We start from the raw sequence: 21,196 nt of genomic DNA on the forward strand, positions 1-21,196 counted from the left end.
AGCCCCTGGGAGGTTTCCGATGTCCAGCCCCGGTGACACAGCCGTGTTCGTCCCCGATCCGGAGACCGACGAAAACGCCGAGACAGGCCGTGCCTCGGCCCCCGATCCCGAGCCCCGAACGTTGTCGTTGACGGCCGCCCAGCGCGAACTGTGGTTCGCCGAACAGCGTGCGCCCGGCGGTTCGGAAGGCCGGGTCGCCGAGTGCGTGGAGATCCACGGGCCGGTGGACGCGGCGCTGTTCGAGGCGGCGGTACGGCAGGTGCTGGACGAGGCGGAGGCGCTCCGGGTGTGCATCCGGCCCGCGAAGGACGGTCCGGTGCAGATCGTGGACCCGGATCCGGAGTGGGCACCGGTGGGCGTCGACGTCAGCGATCGGGCCGATCCCGAAGCGGCGGCCCGGAGTTGGATGGCGGCGGACATGGCCGTCCCGATGGACCTGCCCCGGGGGCGGCTGTTCCGCTGCGCCCTGATCAAGCTGGGGGCGGAACGCTGGCTGTGGTACGGCACCAGCCACCACATCGTGATGGACGGCTTCGGATTCTCGCTCGTCGTGCAGCGCCTGGCCCAGATCTATACGAGCCTGGTGGCCGGCGAGCCGATCGCACCGTCACCCTTCGGAGCACTGGCGGATCTGGTGCAGGCCGACCTGGACTACCGGGCCTCGCCGGACTACGCCGCGGACCGCGACTACTGGGCGGCGCTGCTCGCCGATCGCCCGGCATCGGTGCCGGTGCCAGCGCGACCGGACCTCGCGCACGGGGAGGATGGCCCGGGCGACGGGCATCCGCTCGCGGGTACCGCGCACAGGACCGAACTGCGCCCGCCGGCACGGCCGGAGGCACTACGGGAAGCGGCCCGGCGCGCCCGGGTGTCGAGGTCGCGATTCGTCGTCGCGCTGGCCGCCGTCTACCTGCACCGGCTGACCGGCGAGCGGGACGTGGTGATCGGTCTGGTCGTCACCGGCCGCGCGAACCGCCGGCTCCTCACGATTCCGGGAACGCTGGCCAACGTCGTGCCGCTGCGCCTGACGGTGCATCCGGGCATGCCGCTGGCCGAGTTGCTCACCCAGGTCGATCAGGCGGTGGAGCGGGCGGTGCCGCACCAGCGCTACCGCGGCGAGGACCTGGCCCGCGAGCTGGACCTGCCCGCCGCCGGCGACACCTGGTTCTCGCTGGCGGTCAACGTCATGTCGTTCGGGAGGCCGCTGACCTTCGGCGGACATCCCTGCACCATCCGCAACCTTGCCCGCGGAGCGACCGCCGACCTGTCGCTGGGGGCGGTGGAGCGGCGTGACGGCACCGGCATGCACCTGGAACTGCAGGGGGCACCCGGTCGGTACGGCGACGCCGACCTGGCCGACCACCAGCAGCGCCTGCTGAGCCTGCTCGACGCCATGGCCACCGCCGACCCGGAACGTCCCATCGGCACCTTCGACCTCCTCACCCCGGACGAACGCCGCGAACTGTCGGCCGGCCACGACGCCCCGGCGGTCGGACTCCCGGCTGTCGCGATGGCGGAACTGTTCGAGACGCGCGTGCGCATCGCCCCGGACGCGGTGGCGCTGGTACAGGGCCGGGAGAACCTGAGCTATGCGGAACTCAACGCGCGGGCGAACCGGTTCGCGCACGCCCTGATCGCCCGCGGCGTCGGCCCCGAGGACATCGTCGCCCTCGTCCTGCCCCGCTCCGTCGAACTGGTCACCGCGATTCTGGGGGTGCTCAAGGCCGGCGCCGCCTACCTGCCCGTCGACCCGGCGCATCCGGCCGAGCGGATCCGGTACCTGCTCGACGACGCCCGCCCCGCCGTGTGCATCGACACCGCGGCGACGGTGGTCGCGATGAGCGAAGGGCGTGCCGCCACCGACCCCGGTGTGGCCGTCGACCCCCGCCACCCCGCGTACGTCATCTACACCTCCGGCTCCACCGGCACCCCCAAGGGCGTGGTCGTCACCCACATCGGCATTCCCGGCCTGGCCGCGGCACCGGCCGAGCGGTGGGGCATCGATACCGAAAGCCGTGTCCTGCATGCGGCCTCACCCAGCTTCGACGCCTCCGTGTGGGACCTGTGCGCCGCCCTGACCGCAGGCGCCGCGCTGGTGCTCGCCCCGGCCGACGACCCACTGTCCGTGTTCACCGATCCCCACCTGAACGCGACACACGTACTGCTGCCCCCGTCCGTCCTCGCGGCACTGTCCCCGGACGCGGTGTCGGCAGGGAACATCGGCGTCGCCGGCGAGGACTGCCCGCCCCACCTGGTGGCCCGTTGGGCTCCCGGCCGGTGGATGATCAACGCCTACGGCCCGACCGAGACCACCGTCTGCGCCACCATCAGCGACCCGCTGACCCCAGACGCGGTCGGGACACCGCCGATCGGCCGGCCGATCACCGGTACCCGCGTCCACGTCCTCGACGCCGGTCTGCAACCCCTCCCGCCCGGCTGCGTCGGCGAACTGTACATCGCGGGTCAAGGCTTGAGCCGCGGCTACCTGAACCGGGCCGGCCCGACCGCCGAACGCTTCGTGGCGTGCCCGTTCGGCCCGCCGGGAGAGCGCATGTATCGCACCGGCGACCTCGCCCGATGGCGCGTCGACGGCAGCGGTCTGGAGTTCTGCGGCCGCGCCGATCGGCAGGTCAAGATCCGCGGCCACCGGATCGAACCCGGCGAGATCGAGACCGCGCTGACGGCGCACCCCGGCGTGGCCCGGGCCGTCGTCGTCGCCCGCGAGGACCACCCCGGGGACAAACGCCTCGCCGCCTACGCGGTGCCGGCGCCCGGCACCGTACTGCGGCCGGTCGACCTGCGCGAGCATCTCGAACAGCGGCTGCCCGACTACATGGTGCCGGCGGCGTTCGTGCTCCTGGACGCGGTGCCGTTGACCGTCAACGGGAAGCTGGACCAAGCCGCGCTGCCCGTGCCGGGGCCGGTCGGCGGGGCGGGTTCGAGTCGGGCCCCGCGCACCCCGCACGAGCAGTTGCTGGCCGGGTTGTTCGCCGAGGTCCTCGGGCTGCCCGCGGTCGGTGCCGACGACGACTTCTTCGCCCTCGGCGGGCACTCCCTGCTCGCCACCCGCCTCGTCTCCCGCGTCCGCGCACTGCTGGGGGTCGAGGCGGAGCTACGCGATCTGTTCGAGAGCCCCACCGTGGCCGGTCTCGCCGCGTCCTTGCGCGACGCCGGGCAGGCGCGCCCCGCCGTGGTGCCGGTGCCGCGGCTCGGGGTGGTGCCGCTTTCGTACGCGCAACAACGATTGTGGTTTCTCGATCGCCTGGAGGGCCCGGGGCCCACCTACAACGTTCCGTTGGCGTTGCGTTTGTCGGGTGTGCTCGATCGGGGTGCGTTGGAGCGGGCTGTGGTGGATGTGGTGGTGCGGCACGAGAGTTTGCGGACGGTGTTCGACGAGGTGGAGGGGGTGCCTTGTCAGCGGGTGTTGGGGGAGGGGGAGGTGGGGGGTTGTGTGCGGGTGCCGGTGGTCGAGGTGGGTGTGGGGGAGTTGGGGGTTCGGCTTGCGGAGGCTGCTCGTCATGCTTTCGATCTTTCGGTGGAGCCGCCTTTGTGTGCGCGGTTGTTCGTGTCGGGTGCGGATGAGCATGTGTTGTTGTTGGTGTTGCATCACATTGCCGCGGATGGGTGGTCGTTGGGTCCGTTGATGCGGGATCTGTCGGTGGCTTATGCGGCTCGTTGTCGTGGTGAGGGGCCGGGGTGGGGTCCGTTGCCGGTGCAGTATGCCGATTACACGGTGTGGCAGCGTGATCTGTTGGGGGATGCGGCGGATCCGGAGAGTGTCGCGGCTGGTCAACTCGCCTATTGGAGGCGGGCGTTGGCGGGTCTGCCGGATCGGCTCGCGTTGCCGTTCGACCACCCCCGCCCGGCAGTGGCGTCACTGCGCGGCGAGCACATCGCCATCGAAATCGACGCCCCGCTGCACACCGCCCTGATCGACCTCGGCCGCTGCCATGGCGCGAGTCCGTTCATGGTGCTGCATGCCGGACTGGCCGCGCTGTTCACGCGTCTGGGTGCGGGTACCGACATTCCCATCGGCAGTCCCATCGCCGGGCGTACCGATCAAGCCTTGGACGACCTGGTCGGGTTCTTCGTCAACACGCTGATCCTGCGGACGGACACCTCGGGTGATCCCAGCTTCGCGGAACTCCTCGGCCGGGTCCGGGAGAACGCGCTGACCGCCTACGCACACCAGGACCTCCCCTTCGAGCACCTGGTGGAGGAACTCAATCCCGCCAGGACATCGGCACACCACCCCCTGTTCCAAACGGCGCTGGTGCTGCACGGCGCGCCCTGGGACGACCCGGCCCTGCCCGGGCTGAAGGCGACCGCGACACCCGTACACACGGGCACCGCCAAGTTCGACGTGAGCCTCCACCTGTTCGAGCGGTTCGGCGCAGCCGGCGAGCCGGCGGGGATGACCGGCGTGGCCGAGTACGCGACCGACCTGTTCGACCGCGCCACCGTGGAGGTGATGGTCGCGCGGTGGCTTCGGCTGCTGCGCGCCGTCACCGAGGCTCCCGACGCGCCGATCGGCGGCGTCGACGTGCTCTCCGCCGAGGAACGCCACCAGTTGGTCGTTGCGGCCGGGTCGGAAGCGGCGGAGGTCCCGGAGGGGACGATCCCGGCACTGTTCGCGGCGCGAGTGAGCGCCAACCCGGACGCGGTGGCCGTGGTGAGCGGGGAGGAGGAACTGAGCTACGACGAGCTGAATGCTCGTGCCAATCGGCTCGCACACGCGTTGATCGCCCGCGGCGTCGGCCCCGAGGACGTCGTCGCGCTCGCCCTGCCTCGCTCCGTCGAACTGGTCACCGCGATCCTGGGGGTGCTCAAGGCCGGCGCCGCCTACCTCCCCATCGACCCGCGATACCCGGCGGCACGAGTGCGCTTCATGCTGGACGACGCCCACCCCGCGTTGCTGCTCACCGGCTCGGACACCGACGCGACCCGCACCCTCACCGGCCCGGGCCTGCCGCGCCTGGTCCTGGGTCACGAGGAGACCGAGCGGGAACTCGCCGAATCCCCCGACACCGATCCTGCCGATGCGCACCTCCGTGCGCCGCTGCTCGATCGGCAACCGGCGTATGTGATGTTCACGTCGGGTTCGACGGGTGAGCCGAAGGGCATCGCGGTCACCCATCACGACGTGGTCGCGTTGGCATCGGCCCCGATCTGGCGTGGTGGTGCGCACGAGCGGGTGTTGGTGCACTCGCCGACGGCGTTCGACGCGTCCACCTACGAGTTGTGGGTGCCGTTGCTCAACGGTGGCACGGCCGTTGTGGCGCCGACCCGGGCGCTCGACGCCGACACGCTGCGCGAGGTGATTGCCCGTCATCGGGTGACGGCGCTCTTTTTGACCTGCGGGTTGTTCCATCTGATCGCGGATGAGCGACCGGATTGTTTCGCCGGTGTGCGTGAGGTGTGGACCGGTGGCGACGTGGTCTCGCCGTCGGCCGCCGCCCGGGTCCAGGATGCCTGTCCCGGCACGGTGGTGGTGCACGTCTACGGCCCGACCGAGACGACGACGTTCGCCACCTACCATCGGCTCGAAGCCGCGATCGCCGCCGATCGGCCGCTGCCGTTGGGTCGGCCGATGCCCGGCATGCGCGCCTACGTCCTGGACGCCGGTCTGGGCCTGCTGCCCCCCGGTGTGCCGGGGGAGTTGTACCTGGCCGGCCCGGGTGTGGCCCGCGGCTACCCCAATCGGCCCGCCCTGACCGCCGAACGTTTCGTGGCCTGCCCGTTCGGTCCGGCGGGGGAACGGATGTACCGTACCGGCGACTTGGTGAAGTGGCGTACGGACGGGGCCGGGTTGGAGTTCTGTGGGCGCGTCGACGAGCAGGTCAAGATTCGCGGGTTCCGGATCGAACCGGGCGAGATCGAGACGGCGTTGACCGCGCATCCCGAGGTGGCTCAGGCCGTCGTGGTCGCCCGCGAGGACCGGACCGGCGATCGGTGCCTCGTCGCCTATGTCGTGGCGACCCCCGGACAGACCCCGAGTCACGACGACTTGCGCGTGTGCCTGCGGGAACGGCTGCCCGACTACATGGTGCCGGCGGCCTTCGTGACCCTGGACGTGGTACCACTCACCTCCACCGGAAAACCCGATCGCGCCGCACTGCCCGCCCCCGAACACGACGACCCCCGACCCGGCGGACAACCCCCGCGCACCCCGCACGAGCAGTTGCTGGCCGGGTTGTTCGCCGAGGTCCTCGGGCTGCCCGCGGTCGGTGCCGACGACGACTTCTTCGCTCTCGGCGGGCACTCCCTGCTCGGTACCCGTGTCATCGCCCGGATCCGCGCTGTCCTCGGCGCCGAGGTGGAACTGCGCACCCTGTTCGAGTACCCGACGGTCGCCGCTCTCGCGGCCCGCCTCGACACTGCGGGCCGGGTGCGTCCCGCGTTGGTGCCGGTGCCGCGGCTCGGGGCGGTGCCGCTCTCGTTCGCGCAACGAAGGTTGTGGTTCCTCCACCGCATGGAAGGTCCCAGCCCCACCTACAACGTTCCGTTGGCGTTGCGTTTGTCGGGTGTGCTCGATCGGGGTGCGTTGGAGCGGGCTGTGGTGGATGTGGTGGTGCGGCACGAGAGTTTGCGGACGGTGTTCGACGAGGTGGAGGGGGTGCCTTGTCAGCGGGTGTTGGGGGAGGGGGAGGTGGGGGGTTGTGTGCGGGTGCCGGTGGTCGAGGTGGGTGTGGGGGAGTTGGGGGTTCGGCTTGCGGAGGCTGCTCGTCATGCTTTCGATCTTTCGGCGGAGCCGCCTTTGTGTGCGCGGTTGTTCGTGTCGGGTGTGGATGAGCATGTGTTGTTGTTGGTGTTGCATCACATTGCCGCGGATGGGTGGTCGTTGGGTCCGTTGATGCGGGATCTGTCGGTGGCTTATGCGGCTCGTTGTCGTGGTGAGGGGCCGGGGTGGGGTCCGTTGCCGGTGCAGTATGCCGATTACACGGTGTGGCAGCGTGATCTGTTGGGGGATGCGGCGGATCCGGAGAGTGTCGCGGCTGGTCAACTCGCCTATTGGAGGCGGGCGTTGGCGGGTCTGCCGGATCGGCTCGCGTTGCCGTTCGACCACCCCCGCCCGGCCGTGGCGTCACTGCGCGGCGACACGATTTCGGTGCACCTCGACGCGGCGCTGCATCACGGTCTGCGTGAGTTGGCTGCGGCACACGGCGCGAGTCTGTTCATGGTGCTGCATGCGGGACTGGCCGCGCTGTTCACGCGTCTGGGTGCGGGTACCGACATTCCGATCGGCAGTCCCATCGCCGGGCGTACCGACCAGGCCCTCGACGACCTGGTCGGGTTCTTCGTCAACACCTTGGTCCTGCGGACCGATACCTCCGGGGATCCGTCCTTCGCGGAACTCCTCGGCCGGGTCCGGGAGAACGCGCTGACCGCCTACGCACACCAGGACATCCCCTTCGAGCACCTGGTGGAAGAGCTCAACCCGGTCAGGACGTTGGCACACCATCCCCTCTTCCAGACCCTGCTGGCGCTACAGAACGCGCCGATGGGCGACCTCGCCCTGCCGGGGTTGCGCACCGCCCCCGAGCCGGTGACGACCGAAACCGCCCGGATCGACCTCACGTTCAGCCTGGCGGAGCAGTACGGCCCGAACGGCGATCCGGCCGGTTTGGCCGGCCTGGTCGAATACGCCACCGACCTGTTCGAACAACAGACCGTCGACGCGCTGATCGCACGATGGACCCGCCTGCTTCGGGCGGCCGTGACCGATCCCCACGCACCCATCGGCCGCATCGACCTGCTCTCCCCGGACGAGCGACGCGAACTGCGGCCCGGTACCGCGGAACCCGACGCGAAAGACGACGCCGTGCCGTGGCGCGCCCTCCCCGAACTCTTCGCCGAGCGGGTGCGGGCCGCGCCGGACACGGTGGCCGTGGCCGGCGACGGCACCGCCGTGACCTACCGGGAACTGGACGAGCGGGCGAACCGCCTGGCACACGCCCTCATCGGCCGGGGGGTACGCCCTGGGAACACCGTCGCCGTCACGCTGGAACGCTCCGCCGACCTGGTCGCGGCCGTGTTGGCGGTGGTCAAGGCCGGTGCGGTGTACGTACCCCTGGATCCGCGCTTCCCGACTTCCCGCGTCGATCTGATCCGGCGCCGGACCGACGCGGTGCTGCTGTTGTCCGCCGACGTGTTGAGTGCCCTGGATCGCGAGCAGCACGGCTCCACCGCCCCGGACGTCGCCTGTCACCCGCGTGATCTGGCGTATGTGATGTTCACGTCGGGTTCGACCGGTGAGCCGAAGGGCATCGCGGTCACCCATCACGACGTGGTCGCGTTGGCGTCGGCTCGGACCTGGCGTGGTGGTGCGCACGAGCGGGTGTTGGTGCACTCGCCTACCGCGTTCGACGCGTCCACCTACGAGTTGTGGGTGCCGTTGCTCAACGGTGGCACGGTCGTCCTGGCGCCACCCGGTGTCCTGGACCCGGGCGTCCTGCGCGAGGTGATTGCCCGTCATCGGGTGACGGCGTTGTTTTTGACCTGTGGGTTGTTCCATCTGATCGCGGATCAGGGACCGGATTGTTTCGCCGGTGTGCGTGAGGTGTGGACCGGTGGCGACGTGGTCTCGCCGTCGGCCGCCGCGCGGGTCCAGGAGGCTTGCCCGGGCACCGCGGTGGTGCATGTGTACGGTCCGACGGAGGCGACGACGTTCGCCACCTACCATCGGCTCGAAGCCGTGATCGCCGCCGATCGGCCGCTGCCGTTGGGTCGGCCGATGCCCGGCATGCGCGCCTATGTCCTGGACGTCGGCTTGGAGTTGTTGCCGCCCGGTGTGGCGGGGGAGTTGTATCTGGCCGGTCCGGGGGTGGCCCGCGGCTACCCGAACCGGCCCGCCCTGACCGCCGAACGCTTCGTGGCCTGCCCGCTGGGGACGTCCGGGGAACGGATGTACCGTACCGGCGACTTGGTGAAGTGGCGTACGGACGGGGCCGGGTTGGAGTTCTGTGGGCGCGTCGACGAGCAGGTCAAGATCCGCGGGTTCCGGATCGAACCGGGCGAGATCGAGACGGCGTTGACCGCGCACCCCGACGTGACTCAGGCCGTCGTCGTCGCCCGCGAGGACCGGACCGGCGACAAGCGCCTCGTCGCCTATCTGGTGGCGGCCCCCGGACGGTCCCCGCAACAGCAGGAATTGCGGCGGCACTTGGTGCAGCTTCTGCCCGACTACATGATGCCGGCCGCGTTCGTCACCCTGGAGGCCGTACCGCTCACCTCCACCGGCAAGCCCGACCGCGCCGCACTGCCCGCCCCCGAACACGACGAGCCCCGACCCGGCGGGCAACCCGCACGGACCCCGCACGAACAACTGCTGTGCGACCTGTTCGCCGAAGTCCTCGGCCGGGAACGAGTCCATGTCGACGACGACTTCTTCACCCTGGGCGGACACTCCCTCCTCGCCGCGCGGTTGATGACGCGTGTGCGAGAGACCTTCGGCGTCACTCCGGGCCTGCACGCCCTGTTCGAGACACCCACCGCGGCCGGCCTGGCGGAGCGGCTGAACGTCGATGGGCCCGATGGCGCGTTCGAGACCGTGCTGCCGCTGCGTCCGCACGGGGACGGGCTGCCGCTGTGGTGCATCCACCCCGGCGGCGGCCTGAGTTGGTCGTACAGCGGGCTGCTGCAGCACGTCCACCCGCAACACCCGGTGTACGCGATCCAGGCCCGCACGTTGACCCGCCCCGACGGGCCGCACCCGGGCAGCGTCGAAGAGATGGCCGCCGACTACACCGAACAGATCCGCAGAATCCAACCCCGAGGCCCGTACCAAATCCTCGGCTGGTCCATGGGGGGCCTCATCGCACACGCGATCGCCGTCGAACTGCGCCAACGCGGCGAGGACACCGCGCTGCTGGCGATCCTCGACGTCAATCCCCTGTGCGGGCTCCCCTACGACGCGTCGGCCGTCCCCACCGTCCGCGGCACGCTGGCCCTCTTCCTGGGCCTCGACCCGGACGCGCTGCCTCCCGAGCCGATGACCGGTGCGGAGGCTGTGCGCCTGTTGCGCGAACACGGCGGCGCGCCGGTCGGCCTGGAACCACACCACATCGAGGCCGTCACCGCCAACCTGGCCCGTGACAACCGACTCGCACACGCCTTCACTCCCGGTGTGTTCGACGGCGACCTGCTGCTGTTCAACGCCACCGTCGACCGCCCCCCGCACCTCCCCGACATCACTGCCGCGTGGCAGCCGTATCTCACCGGCCGGATCGAATGCCACGATGTCGACACCCGCCACGACCGGATGACCCAGCCGGGCCCGCTCGCCCACATCGGACCCGTCCTCGCGGCCCACCTCGACCGGATCGCCGCACGCCACTCCGCCGGCGATGCGCCGATCAGTGCCCTCCGGGGCGCACCGACCGAAAGGCTGACATGACCACCAACCCGTTCGAGGACGACGAGGCGACCTACCTCGTGCTGGTCAACGACGAGAATCAGTACTCCCTGTGGCCCGCCTTCCTCGACGTGCCCGAAGGCTGGAGCATCGCCCACCCCAGGGACACCCGATCGGCCTGCCTGGAATACATCGACCGTACCTGGACCGACATGCGCCCCAAATCCCTCATCGAGGCCACGAACACCCGGGAATAGGACCGGCGTCGCATCACCCGCGAAACGCGGCGGCCGGCGGGATTCGTGTGACGGCGGGGTCCTTCCAAGGCGTGGGAAGGACCCCGCCACCGTCGTACCGCACAGCCCTATGGGTGGCAACGACCGGCGGCCGGCGCGGTGATCGCGCACTCGGCGGCGTGTCGGGCCGCCGGGGCGCAGGGGTAGGGGCCGCAGCCGTGGGAGGGATATCCGTCGGGGGAGCCGTCCGGGGATCCGGCGTCCAGGCGCCACATCCACCCGGCCCGGAGCGTCGGGAGCGGGGGATGGTGCCGGTCCGTCGCGTCCTCGCGCGGAGCGGCATCGTCCCGGTGGACGAACACGGTGTACCGGATGCCGCCGAGGTCGACGCCGGCGCGTTGCCGCCGGCCCGTGGCGTCGAACTCCCAGTCCAGCGGGGTCGGTGTGGACTCCGAGACCTCCAGGAGGGCGTCCGCGAGATCGGCGAGCGCCGACGACCGCGCCGGTCGCGGGGTCGAGGGGTAGTTGGCCGGAGACTTGCAGGATCGGGCCCTTGCGTACGCCCTGGGACAGCGGGGCCGGCAGGGTCGGGGCGTCCGGGGTGGTGATGATGGTTCGGCTCATGACGGTGTCGTCCTTGAAGTAGTACTCGAAGCAGTGGCGGGGGTCGGCATGCGGTCCGATCCGGCCCGTCCGGTCCGTCCGGTCCTCCCGTCAGGGAGAGGACCGAGACCGAAGTGTCAGCTCCAGACCTGTCGTTCCCGGCCGTGCGGGTCGTCGAGCTGCGTCCACTCGCTGTCGATCCGCATCGTGGCCCGGCGCTCGTTGTCGTACGGGTGCCAGCCGGCGTCGCCGGTCCTGGCGAACCGGATCCACGTGTCGTGGATCCGGGCGGCCAGGTCCGCGGGGGGCTTCTCGGGGCCGAGCAGCGCGTTGGGCCCGTGCAGGCCGGGGAGTCCGGTGAGGTCGAAGACGAAGGGGAGCTCCACGGCGTGGGTGGCGCCGAGTTCCCCGTCCAGGGCCTCGGAGCGCCACGCGAACTCGTAGCCGTACGTCGCCGATGAGGGGTGCGCGGCATGCGCGGAGGCCAGCGCCCGACTTCCCGCGCCGAACAGCGCGTCGGCCATGATGGCCGAGCGCAGGGCGCCGAAGGAGGCCCCCGGGCGCGCCGTGCGGTACACCTCCACGAGCCTGTCGGGATCCGGGTGCGAGGCGGCGGCGGCCGCATCGACATCGGCGGCGGTCGAGGTGGAGTACCTGCCCACGGGGGCCAGATACAGGTTGCCCTCTTCGGAGTTGATCCCGACCAGGAGATCGACGTCGGCGCTCAGGCCGGCGGCGACCGCCTCGGCGGGCTGGGTGTCGAGGACCAGGCTGAAGGGGCTGAGCCCGATCAGCGGGTCGCCGTGCGTTTCGGTCCGCAGGTCGATGCCCGCGAGCCTGCCCGCGGCCTCGACCAGGCGCTCGTCGGAGATCTCGGCGAAGTCCTCGACGCGCGGCTCGATGCCCAGGGCGTCGGCTGCGGCCTCGGTGACCCGGGCGGCCTGCTCGGTCGTGAACGCCCCCAGGCCGCTGCCGCTCTGGACGATCGCCCGCCGGAACAGACCCGCGGCCGCCGGTGTGGCCAGCACGCCGGCGACGACGGTCGCGCCGGCCGACTGGCCGAAGAGCGTCACGTTGCCCGGGTCACCGCCGAAGGCGGAGATGTTCTCGCGCACCCAGCCCAGGGCGGCGACGACATCGAGCAGTCCTCGATTGGCCGGCGCGCCGGGGATGTCGAGGAAACCGCTGATGCCGAGCCGGTAGTTGAGGGTGACGAGGACGACGCCGTCGCGGGCGAAGGCGGAGCCGTCGTACATCGCCGACCGCGTCGAGCCGGCCACGAAGCCGCCGCCGTGCACGAAGACCATGACCGGCAGATCGCCGTCCGCGGCCCGGGGCGTCCAGACGTTGACGGTGAGGAAGTCCTCGCCGCGGCTCCAGCCGGTGCCGAAGTAGGGGGTCATGTCCACGCTGCCGAGCTTGCGCTCGGACTGCGGCGCGTTGGGCCCCGGGGTGGTGGCATCGCGTACGTCGTCCCAGGGGGCGTGCGGCCGCGGCGGCTCGAACCGGGCGGCGCCGGTGGGGGGAGCGGCATAGGGGATGTTCAGGAAGGCGTCGGCGTCGTCTCGGCGCAGCCCGCGGACGGCTCCCTGTGCGGTGGTCACGACGCGTTCGGGGCGGTGGTTCACGGAAATCGACCTTTCTGCGGGTGTCAGCCCTGCTGGTACGGGGTGAACGGGGCCCAGCCCTTGATGGCGAACCTGCTTCCCTCGCGGCTCACTTCGGCGGCGCCGTGGCCACCCAGGTGCGCGGGGACGAGCAATGCGTTGTGGTCGGCCGCCCAGCCCAGAATCTTGTGCCGGGTGGCGCGGGCGCCGGCCGGGTCCTCGCAGAAGCAGCTGTTGGTGTCCGGCTCCAGGATCTGCACCGGGTTGTGCAGCAGGTCGCCGACGAACACCGCCCGATCCGACCCGGACTCGAGGGTGAGCACCGAGGATCCGGGGGTGTGCCCGGGAGCCAGGTCCAGGCGCAGATTGGCGTCGATGTGGTGGGTCCCGTCCCACAGCAGCGTCTGGCCGGCTTCGTGCACCGGGGCGACGCTGTCCTCGAAGACGTTCTGGTTGCCGCGGCCCAACAGCGTTTTGTGGTTGTTCGCCGGATTCCAGTAGTCGAAGTCGGCCTTCGGCATCAGATACGTGGCGTTGGGGAAGGTCGGCACCCAGTTCCGCCCGTCGAGATAGGTGTTCCAGCCCACGTGGTCGATGTGCAGATGGGTGTTGACGACGATGTCGACGTCCTCGGGCTCGACACCCGCGCGGGCGAGATTGGCCAGGAAGTCCGTCTCGAGCCGGCTCCAGACCGGCGCGTACGGACGCTCCTTGTGATTGCCGACTCCGGTGTCCACGAGGACGGTCTTGCCCTCGCTGCGCAGCACCCAGGTCTGGAGCGCGGAATTGACGATATTGGTCTCGGAATTCAGGAAATGCGGGGCCAGCCATTCCGCGCCGTCGTCCCAGGTGGCCTGCGGGCTTTCCGGGAAGAACGTGTCGGGCGTCATTTCGACGGAGCCGAAGTATTCCCATACCCGGGTGACCGATACGTTTCCGAGATCGAGCTGATCCATTGGAAATCCTTGCGTAGTCGGATGCTTTTCGAAACCGTACGGCGGGCCCGCAGAGGACCGGTATCGGTAACGTGACTGCAATTGCCTGCACGCGGGCGGGGCGGGCTTCGACGCTTGTAGCCTGGGTCGGACGGCGCGAGCGGAAGGCTCGGACGGACCCGCAATTCCTGGAGTCTCCGTGGACGAGCACACAATGGCCTCCGGCCCGGCCGGTGGACCGGATTCGGTGTCGGCGAACGAGCCGATCGTCGGTCGGGACGCGGAGCTGGCACGCGTGTTTCGTGCGGTGGATCGGGCGCCGGACGGTGAGCGGTTGTTGGTACTCACCGGTGACCCCGGAATGGGCAAGAGTGTGCTTCTGGACGCTGCGGCGCGGCGAGCGCGGGCCGCCGGTGTCCGGGTGCTGCGCGCCGAGGGAAGCCGGGCGGAGGCGAGCCTGGCCTTCTCCGGACTGCACCAGTTGTTGCGGCCGGTCCCCGACCGGGTGGACCGGCTGCCCGAGCGGCAGCGCGCGGCTCTCGGGGGCGCCCTGGGCCGCGAACCCGCCACGCGGGCACCGGATCCGATGCTCGTCGGCGTCGCCCTGCTGACCCTCGTGTCGGACCTGGGGGACGAGCGGCCGCTGCTCCTGGTCCTCGACGACGCCCAATGGCTCGACCGGGCGTCGGCGGACGCCCTGGCCTTCGCCGCCCGCCGCATGGAGGCGGAGCCGGTCACGGTGCTCGTCGGGGTCCGTTCCGGCGATCCGCTGCCGGGTTTCGAGCACACCCGGCCGCCGCTCGACCTCGGGCCGCTGGACACCGCCGTCGCGGGCCGGCTGTTGGATCGGCAGCCGCAGCGCCCCACCGGGCGCGTCCGGGCCCGGATCCTCGATCAGGCCCAGGGCAATCCCCTCGGGCTCGTCGAACTGGCCGGGGCCGCCGCCGCATTCGGTACGGAGTCGCAGACGCCCGCCGGGCCGCTGCCGCTCTCCGAGCATCTGGAGCGGATCTTCGCCGACCGGCTGACCGGACTTCCCGCGTCCACCTCGCATGCGCTGCTGCTGCTGGCGGCCATGGACACGTCCGATACGGCGGCCGTGGCGTCCGCCGGGCTGCCCGGCGCCGAGGACACCGCGTGGCGGCCCGCCGAGGAGGTGGGACTGGTACGCAGGAGCGGCGGCCACCTCCGCTTCCGACACTCGCTCATGCGCTCGGCCGTCTACCACGCCGCGACCTTCGACGCCCGGCACGCCGCGCACCTGGCGCTGGCCGAGATGCTCCGCGACGAGCCGGACCGGCGCGCCTGGCATCTCGCGTCCGCCTCCCCGGGGCCGGACGCGCTCGTGTCGGCCGCGCTGGAGCAGACCGCCGACCGGGCCCGTCGTCGCGGCGGTTACGCGGCGGCGGCACAGGCGCTCCAGCGCGCCGCGGACCTCACGCCCCGGCGCGCGGACAGCGCCCGACTGCTCGTCGCGGCCGCCGAGGCGGCCGTACTCACCGGGGACATCGCCTGGGTCGAGGAATTGGCCGCCGCGGCACGTGAACGCACCGACGACACCACGCTGTCGGCCTCCGTCGCCCTGTCCGCCGGCCGGCTCGCCGCGCTGACCACGCGCCACACCGTGGTCTTCGCCCGGCTGACCCACGCCGCCGACCGGTGGGCCACCGAGCAGCCCGCCGCCGCCCTCGACCTGCTTGCCGCCGCCGCCGTCGTGCACTTCTACTCCGGCCGGGACGCCCAGCGGCAGGAGATCCGGCGCATCCTGGGCCGGATTCCCCCGGACGTGCCCGACGCCCGGCTGCGCGGCTGGATCGGCGCGGTGTCGGATCCCTTCCACGCCCGCGCCGAACTCGTCGCCCTACTGCCGCGGTTGCTCGACGACGCACGGCGCCGGCCCGACCGGCTCGCCGCCGTCGCGATCATGGCCTGGGTCCTGGACGAAACCCCCCTGGCGGTACGCGTCTTCGACGAGGCCCTCGACCGATGGCCGGCCCACGGACCGCTTCCGGAGAGCCTCGGCGGTGCCGCCGCCTGGGCCTATCTGGAACAGGGCAGGTGGGAACGGGCCCGGACGGCCTGCGCACAGATGACCGCCGTCGCCTCGGCCGTCGGGCTCGACCACGCGATGGCCTGCGCGGCCGCCATCGATGCCGTGGTGTCGGCGCTCCAGGGCGACGTGACCACCGCGCGCGCCCGGGCGGACGACGCGCTCACGCTGATCGACCCGCTGGAGAGCCGCTCGGTGTTCGTCTACGCCCGCCGCGCACTGGGCGCCGCGGCGGCGGCGGAAGGCGCGTACGAGATCGCCTACGAGCAGCTCCGCCCGGTCTTCACCGCCGACGGCGAACCGGTGCACTACCACGCGTCCTACCCGGCTCTGGCGGACCTTGCGGCCGCCGCCGTGCGCAGCGGCCACCGTGCCGACGCGGCCTCGATCGTCGAGCGCTCGGCCCGCCGGCTCGGGGACGACGCGTCGCCTCGGCTGACCGCGCTGATCGCCCGCGCCCGCGCACTCCTCGCGGACCCGGAGGACGCCGAACCGTACTTCCGAGCGGCGCTGGCCGACCCCGACCTCGAACACTGGCCGTTCGAGCGTGCCCAGACCCTGCTCGACCGTGCCGAATGGCTGCGCCGCCGCCGGCGCATCGCCGAGGCGCGCCCGCTGCTGACCACAGCCCTGGAGACCTTCCGGCGGCTGGGTGCGCGCCCCTGGGTGGAGCGCGCCGAGGGCGAGTCCCGTGCCGCGGGCCTGGACGTCACCGACACGGCCCCCGACGCGCTGGCCGAACTCTCGCCGCAACAGCAGCAGATCATCCGACTCGCCGCCCGCGGCCTGACCAACCGGGAGATCGGCGAGAAGCTCTTCCTCTCGCCGCGCACGGTGAGCTCGCACCTGTACCGCAGCTTCCCCAAATTGGGCATCACCGCCCGTTCGCAACTACGCGACCTCATCGAGGGGCCGCTCCCGGCGCCCTCGGGGCAGCGGGACTGACCGGGCCGGCCCCGACGACCGGGCGTCCCGCGGCGGAAGCAGCAGTCACCTGACGCATACCGCGAGACGTGCCGCCGGATCACACTGGCAACACGGCGATGGAGCGACGACGCCGGTGACCTCCCGGCCGGCCCCTTCCCGTCTGCTCCCCGCTGCCGCAACCCGATGCCATCGCGGACGGAACGAGCCGGCCCCGGCAGTCCGTCGGCGGCCGGCGCTCCCCTGTCACGGCCGGACGGGAACGGATCGTCCGGCCACGACGAAGGAGCGGAACATCCCATGTCGGCGGAGAAGAGGGCACTGTCGTGGGACCGGTTCGCGGCAGCCGACCCGGGACTGCTCCGGCTGATCGCGGCCCTGCGCGCCGTGCTCGGTCTCTCCCTGACCCTCGCGGCGCTGACCGCACTGCGGCAGCCGCCGACGATGGTGCTGGCCGGGGGTTTCACCACCGTGGTCACGTCGCTGGGGATCAGTGCGCTCCGTCCCCGCCGGCAGTGGAACACCCTGTCGGCCGGGTTGCCCGTGACGGTCGTCGCCATGGCGGCGGGGGCACTCCTGGCCCCCTGCCCGGTCGCGGCCAAGGGGGCATTCCTGCTGCTGATCTTCGCCGCGGTCTACGTCCGCCGGTTCGAACGGTGGGGGCAGGATCTCGGGATCTTCGCCTTCATGGCCTTCTTCCTGACCCAGTTCGCCAGGATCCGGCCCCACCAACTGCCGCAACTGGCGGCGGTACTGGCGATCGCGTTCGCCGCCGCCGCGCTCACCCGCTTCGGCCTCGTGCGCGCGCCGGCGTCCGCGACGCTGGGACGACTGCGCACCGCCTTCGACCGGCGCCGCGACACCGTCCTCCGGGGCACGGCGAAGCTGCCGACAACGGGCCGGGCCGCGCGTGCGGCCCGACGCAAACTGGAGCGCGACCTCGATCGACTGCACGACGGCGCGCTGCTGATCCAGGACTTCGTACGCGAAGGCGCGCCGGCCCGGCCGCGAGCGGGCCGGGCGAGCCGGCCCGGCCCCGAGTCCGCGGAGCTGGATCGGGTCATCGGTGCGGAGGCGCACGCACAACGCCTCGCCGCCATCGCTCTTCGCCGCGTCGGCGACGAGGCACGGACTCCAGCCGACCGCCCGGCCCGGCCGGCCCGACGGCACGGGCGCGACCGTGCCTCGCGTCGCCCGGCGACGGTCCGCTTCGCCGGCCCGCGACGCCGCACGACGCGACAGGCGTTCCAGGTCACCGCGGCGGCCGCACTCGCCACCCTCGGCGGGCAGTTGCTCTCGCCACGGCTGTGGTACTGGGCCGTGGCCACGGCCTGGGTCGTCCATATCAACGCCGAGCACACCGGGGACATCCTGCTGCAGAGCGGCAGACGGCTGATCGGAACCATCGCCGGGGTGCTGTTCGGCTATGGCCTGGCCCTCTCGACGGCCGGACACCCGTCCTGGGCCGTCGCCTTCCTCCTCGCCTGCGTCTTCGGCATGTTCTACACGCCGGCCGGCCGCTACTGGGCGGTGACGTTCTTCATCACCGGCTCGCTCAGCATGGTGCTCCAACTCCTGCACACGTTCTCTCCCGAACTGCTCGCGCTGCGCATCCAGGAGACCGCCCTGGGGGCCGTCTGCGGAATCCTCGCCGCCGTCCTGGTCGTACCGACGTCACTGCGCAACGCCTGTGACGACCGGCTGCGCGAGTTCCTCGCCGCCCTGAACCGGCTTGTGCGGGATGTTCCCGACCCGAAGCCGGTGCCGCGGACGAACGCCGAAGTGGCGGCCCTCGACCAGGCGTTGGAGGCATTCCGCCGAGCGGTCCACCCGCTGGGTCACCCGCTCAACCCCCGGCGCGCCGAACGGGCCCGAGCCCGTCACCTGCTCGAAGTCGTGGAAGCCGCCGCATCCCACGCCCGGAACCTGGCCACCCGGGACGGACGGGCAACTCCTCCGCCGGCCGGCGGCGACGCCGGTTCCGTCCGACCCACCGACACCTCCCGGTCCCCGGTCCCGGAGTTCCCGACCGCGCCGAACGCACCGGCCGCCGCCGCTCGATCGCAACCTTTTTGACTGATGATCGCCCGCGACCGTTGTGGTCGGCTGGAGGTCCGGCGAGACAAGAAGGAGGTTGCGATGACGAAGCGTTGGACCGTCGTCCGCAACGGACGGATCGTCACCATGGACGAACGTCTCGGAATTCTCGAGGGGGCCGACATCCTCATCGAGGATGGCGTGATCACGGCAATCGGCTCCGGCCTCGACGCGGGCGACGCCGAGGTGATCGATGCGACCGGCCGGATTGTCGCCCCCGGGTTCATCGACACCCACCGCCATACGTGGCAGGCCCAGATACGCGGCATGTGTGGGGACTGGACCCTGGGTGACTACATCTCCGGTGTTCGATTCACGATTTCTCCGGCCTACGCACCCGATGACGTCCACCTGGGCAACTACGCGGGCGCGCTGGAGGCGCTGGACGCGGGTGTCACGACGCTGCTCGACTTCTCGCACTGCAACAACACGCCCGACCACAGCGACGCGGCCATCCGCGGCCTTCGCGACGCCGGCATCAGGGGCGTGTTCGGCTACGGGTTCTTCGATTCCAGCCCCCAGGCGCCCCGATACTTCGCCTCGCACCGGGAGCGGATCGCCGACTTCCATCGGATCGCCGACACCGTCGGCGACGACGACCTGATCCGCGTCGGCGCCGCACTCACCGAAATGGCCTCGTTGGAGACCACGCGAGCCGAAATCGAAGCCGCTCGTTCACGAAATGCCCTGATCGTGACCCATACCGGGTGCATTTGGGCCTTCCCCGCCGGAGTGGCCGAACTCGACAAGAGCGGCCTCCTCGACGGGAATCAGGTGCACGTCCACTGCAACACGCTGTCCGACGACGATTGGGCCGCACTCGCGCGCCACGACGCGAAGATCTCCATCTCGCCGGAAACGGAACTCAACATGGGGATGGGACTGCCCCCGTTCGAGCAGGCGAAGCGGCACGGCTTGAAGCCGACGCTGTCGGCGGACGTCGTCTCCTTCAACTCCGGTGACCTGTTCCATCAGTTGCGCCTGGGCATCGCCATCGCGCGCTGGTCCGGCACCAAGGCCCTCAACGCCGCCGGCATCGACCCGGTTCGGCTCACCGTCACCGCGCACGAGGCGCTGACCTGGGTCACGGTGAACGCGGCCGAAGCCATGGGCCTGAGCGAGCTGGTCGGCAGCATCACCGTCGGAAAACGCGCCGACCTGATGCTCGTCGGAGGTTCCGGGCGCTCGCAGCGTCCCGCGGCGCACCCCGAATCGACCCTCGTGTTCCAGACGACGCCCGGCGACGTCGAGACCGTGCTGGTCGACGGAAACGTGGTGAAACGGGACGGCCGGCTGGTCGGGATCGATCGCGCGTCGCTCGACGAGCGGTTGGAGCGCTCCGCCGAGCAGATCCTCGGCCGCGTCTCCGCAAGCGGAAGCCGGCTGCCGGGAACACCGCCCGGCGGGTTGTTCCAAGCGGTCCTGGCCGGTTCCATCGACAACGAAGAGGAGTCCGCACATGTCGCACGGTGAACTTCACGAGGTCGCCCACCAGGTGTGGGCTTGGATCCAGCCGGACGGCACCTGGTGGCTCAACAACGCGGGCCTGGTCGGGACGTCGAACGGCGACGTCCTGGTCGACACGTGCGCCAACGAGGAACGAACCCGCGCAATGCTCCGGGCCATGTCCGAGGTCAGGCCGAATTCGCGCCTGCAATGGGCGGTGAACACCCACGCGCACGGGGACCACACCTACGGGAACAGTCTGCTGCCTCGCGACGTCGCGTTGATAGGTCACGAGAACATGCGACGCGACCTCGAACGAGACATGCTCCTCGACAACTGTCCGCCGTTCTGGACGCCCACGCCGGACTGGGGCAACGTCACGAAACGGCTGCCCAATCTCGTCGTGCACGAGCGTCTGGACATCGTCGGCGACGATTCCAGGGTCGAGGTGCACTCGCCCGGATATCCCGCGCACACCACGGGCGATCTGGTGACCTGGGTGCCCGACCGCTCGGTCCTTTTCGTCGGGGACCTGATCTTCGCCGGCCTGACGCCGCTCCTCCTGATGGGATCCGTCTCCGGTGCCCGGCGCGCCCTGGAGTGGATCGAAGGATTCGGCGCCGACGTCATCGTCCCGGGTCATGGGCCGGTGCTCACGGGTGACGAGATCGCGGTGCACATCGAAGCCCATCGCCGGTACTACGACTTCGTCGACGCGTGCGGCCGGGCGGCCTCGAAGGCCGGGGCCACGCCCCTGGAGGCAGCCGCATCGCTCGACCTCGGCGAATTCGCGCATTGGCCGGACACCGAGCGCATCGTGCTCAACCTGCACCGATGGTGTGCGGATGCCGAGGGGCGCGAGGTCGACTACGGCCGGGCGTTCGACGATGCCATCGCCTACAACGACGGCCCCATGCACACCCTGATCTAGCGATGGAGGGACA

Annotated in this window: 8 protein-coding genes; 6 read left to right on the forward strand and 2 right to left on the reverse strand. The window is 71.1% G+C overall.

Annotated elements, in window-relative coordinates; translation table 11 throughout:
- The first annotated feature begins 19 nt into the window (after positions 1-19).
- Both ACH4U8_RS13020 and ACH4U8_RS13025 read left to right on the forward strand, forming a co-directional pair.
- Positions 20-10,396, forward strand: a complete 10,377-nt coding sequence (locus tag ACH4U8_RS13020; RefSeq protein WP_395777563.1) for an amino acid adenylation domain-containing protein — start codon at positions 20-22, stop codon at positions 10,394-10,396.
- A complete protein-coding gene (locus ACH4U8_RS13025) occupies positions 10,393-10,611 on the forward strand; it encodes an MbtH family protein (protein WP_360324221.1) in 219 nt (72 codons plus the stop codon). Before ACH4U8_RS13020 ends, ACH4U8_RS13025 begins: the two co-directional genes overlap by 4 nt.
- A gap of 719 nt (positions 10,612-11,330) precedes the next feature.
- On the opposite strand, the gene ACH4U8_RS13030 is transcribed toward ACH4U8_RS13025, so the two are convergent.
- The gene (locus ACH4U8_RS13030; protein WP_395777565.1) at positions 11,331-12,821 is read right to left on the reverse strand and encodes a carboxylesterase/lipase family protein; all 1,491 of its coding nucleotides are present in this window, start codon (positions 12,819-12,821) and stop codon (positions 11,331-11,333) included.
- A gap of 23 nt (positions 12,822-12,844) precedes the next feature.
- On the reverse strand, positions 12,845-13,756 hold the full coding sequence (locus tag ACH4U8_RS13035; RefSeq protein WP_395777567.1) for an MBL fold metallo-hydrolase: 912 nt from the start codon (positions 13,754-13,756) through the stop codon (positions 12,845-12,847).
- A 178-nt stretch (positions 13,757-13,934) separates the two neighbouring features.
- Between ACH4U8_RS13035 and ACH4U8_RS13040 the strand changes: the two genes are divergently transcribed.
- From ACH4U8_RS13040 to ACH4U8_RS13055, 4 genes are all read left to right on the forward strand, one after another.
- Complete coding sequence (locus tag ACH4U8_RS13040; protein ID WP_395777569.1) at positions 13,935-16,730, forward strand: AAA family ATPase; 2,796 nt, start codon at positions 13,935-13,937, stop codon at positions 16,728-16,730.
- Between the two features lie 279 nt (positions 16,731-17,009).
- Positions 17,010-18,785 (forward strand): FUSC family protein, encoded by a 1,776-nt coding sequence (locus tag ACH4U8_RS13045; protein ID WP_395777571.1) that lies wholly within the window; start codon positions 17,010-17,012, stop codon positions 18,783-18,785.
- Positions 18,786-18,788: 3 nt separating this feature from the next.
- On the forward strand, positions 18,789-20,279 hold the full coding sequence (locus ACH4U8_RS13050) for an amidohydrolase family protein (protein ID WP_395777573.1): 1,491 nt from the start codon (positions 18,789-18,791) through the stop codon (positions 20,277-20,279).
- Complete coding sequence (locus tag ACH4U8_RS13055) at positions 20,266-21,183, forward strand: MBL fold metallo-hydrolase (RefSeq protein ID WP_395777661.1); 918 nt, start codon at positions 20,266-20,268, stop codon at positions 21,181-21,183. The genes ACH4U8_RS13050 and ACH4U8_RS13055 overlap by 14 nt, the downstream gene beginning before the upstream one ends.
- Positions 21,184-21,196: the final 13 nt, after the last annotated feature.

Source organism: Embleya sp. NPDC020886 (assembly GCF_044333915.1).
GTDB lineage: Bacteria > Actinomycetota > Actinomycetes > Streptomycetales > Streptomycetaceae > Embleya.

What these genes read in the sequence shown, in the direction of transcription:
- ACH4U8_RS13020 (WP_395777563.1), top strand. Translation starts at nt 20, where the DNA reads ATGTCCAGCCCCGGTGACACAGCCGTGTTCGTCCCCGATCCGGAGACC.
- ACH4U8_RS13025 (WP_360324221.1), top strand. Translation starts at nt 10,393, where the DNA reads ATGACCACCAACCCGTTCGAGGACGACGAGGCGACCTACCTCGTGCTG.
- ACH4U8_RS13035 (WP_395777567.1), bottom strand. Translation starts at nt 13,756, where the DNA reads ATGGATCAGCTCGATCTCGGAAACGTATCGGTCACCCGGGTATGGGAA.
- ACH4U8_RS13045 (WP_395777571.1), top strand. Translation starts at nt 17,010, where the DNA reads ATGTCGGCGGAGAAGAGGGCACTGTCGTGGGACCGGTTCGCGGCAGCC.
- ACH4U8_RS13050 (WP_395777573.1), top strand. Translation starts at nt 18,789, where the DNA reads ATGATCGCCCGCGACCGTTGTGGTCGGCTGGAGGTCCGGCGAGACAAG.
- ACH4U8_RS13055 (WP_395777661.1), top strand. Translation starts at nt 20,266, where the DNA reads ATGTCGCACGGTGAACTTCACGAGGTCGCCCACCAGGTGTGGGCTTGG.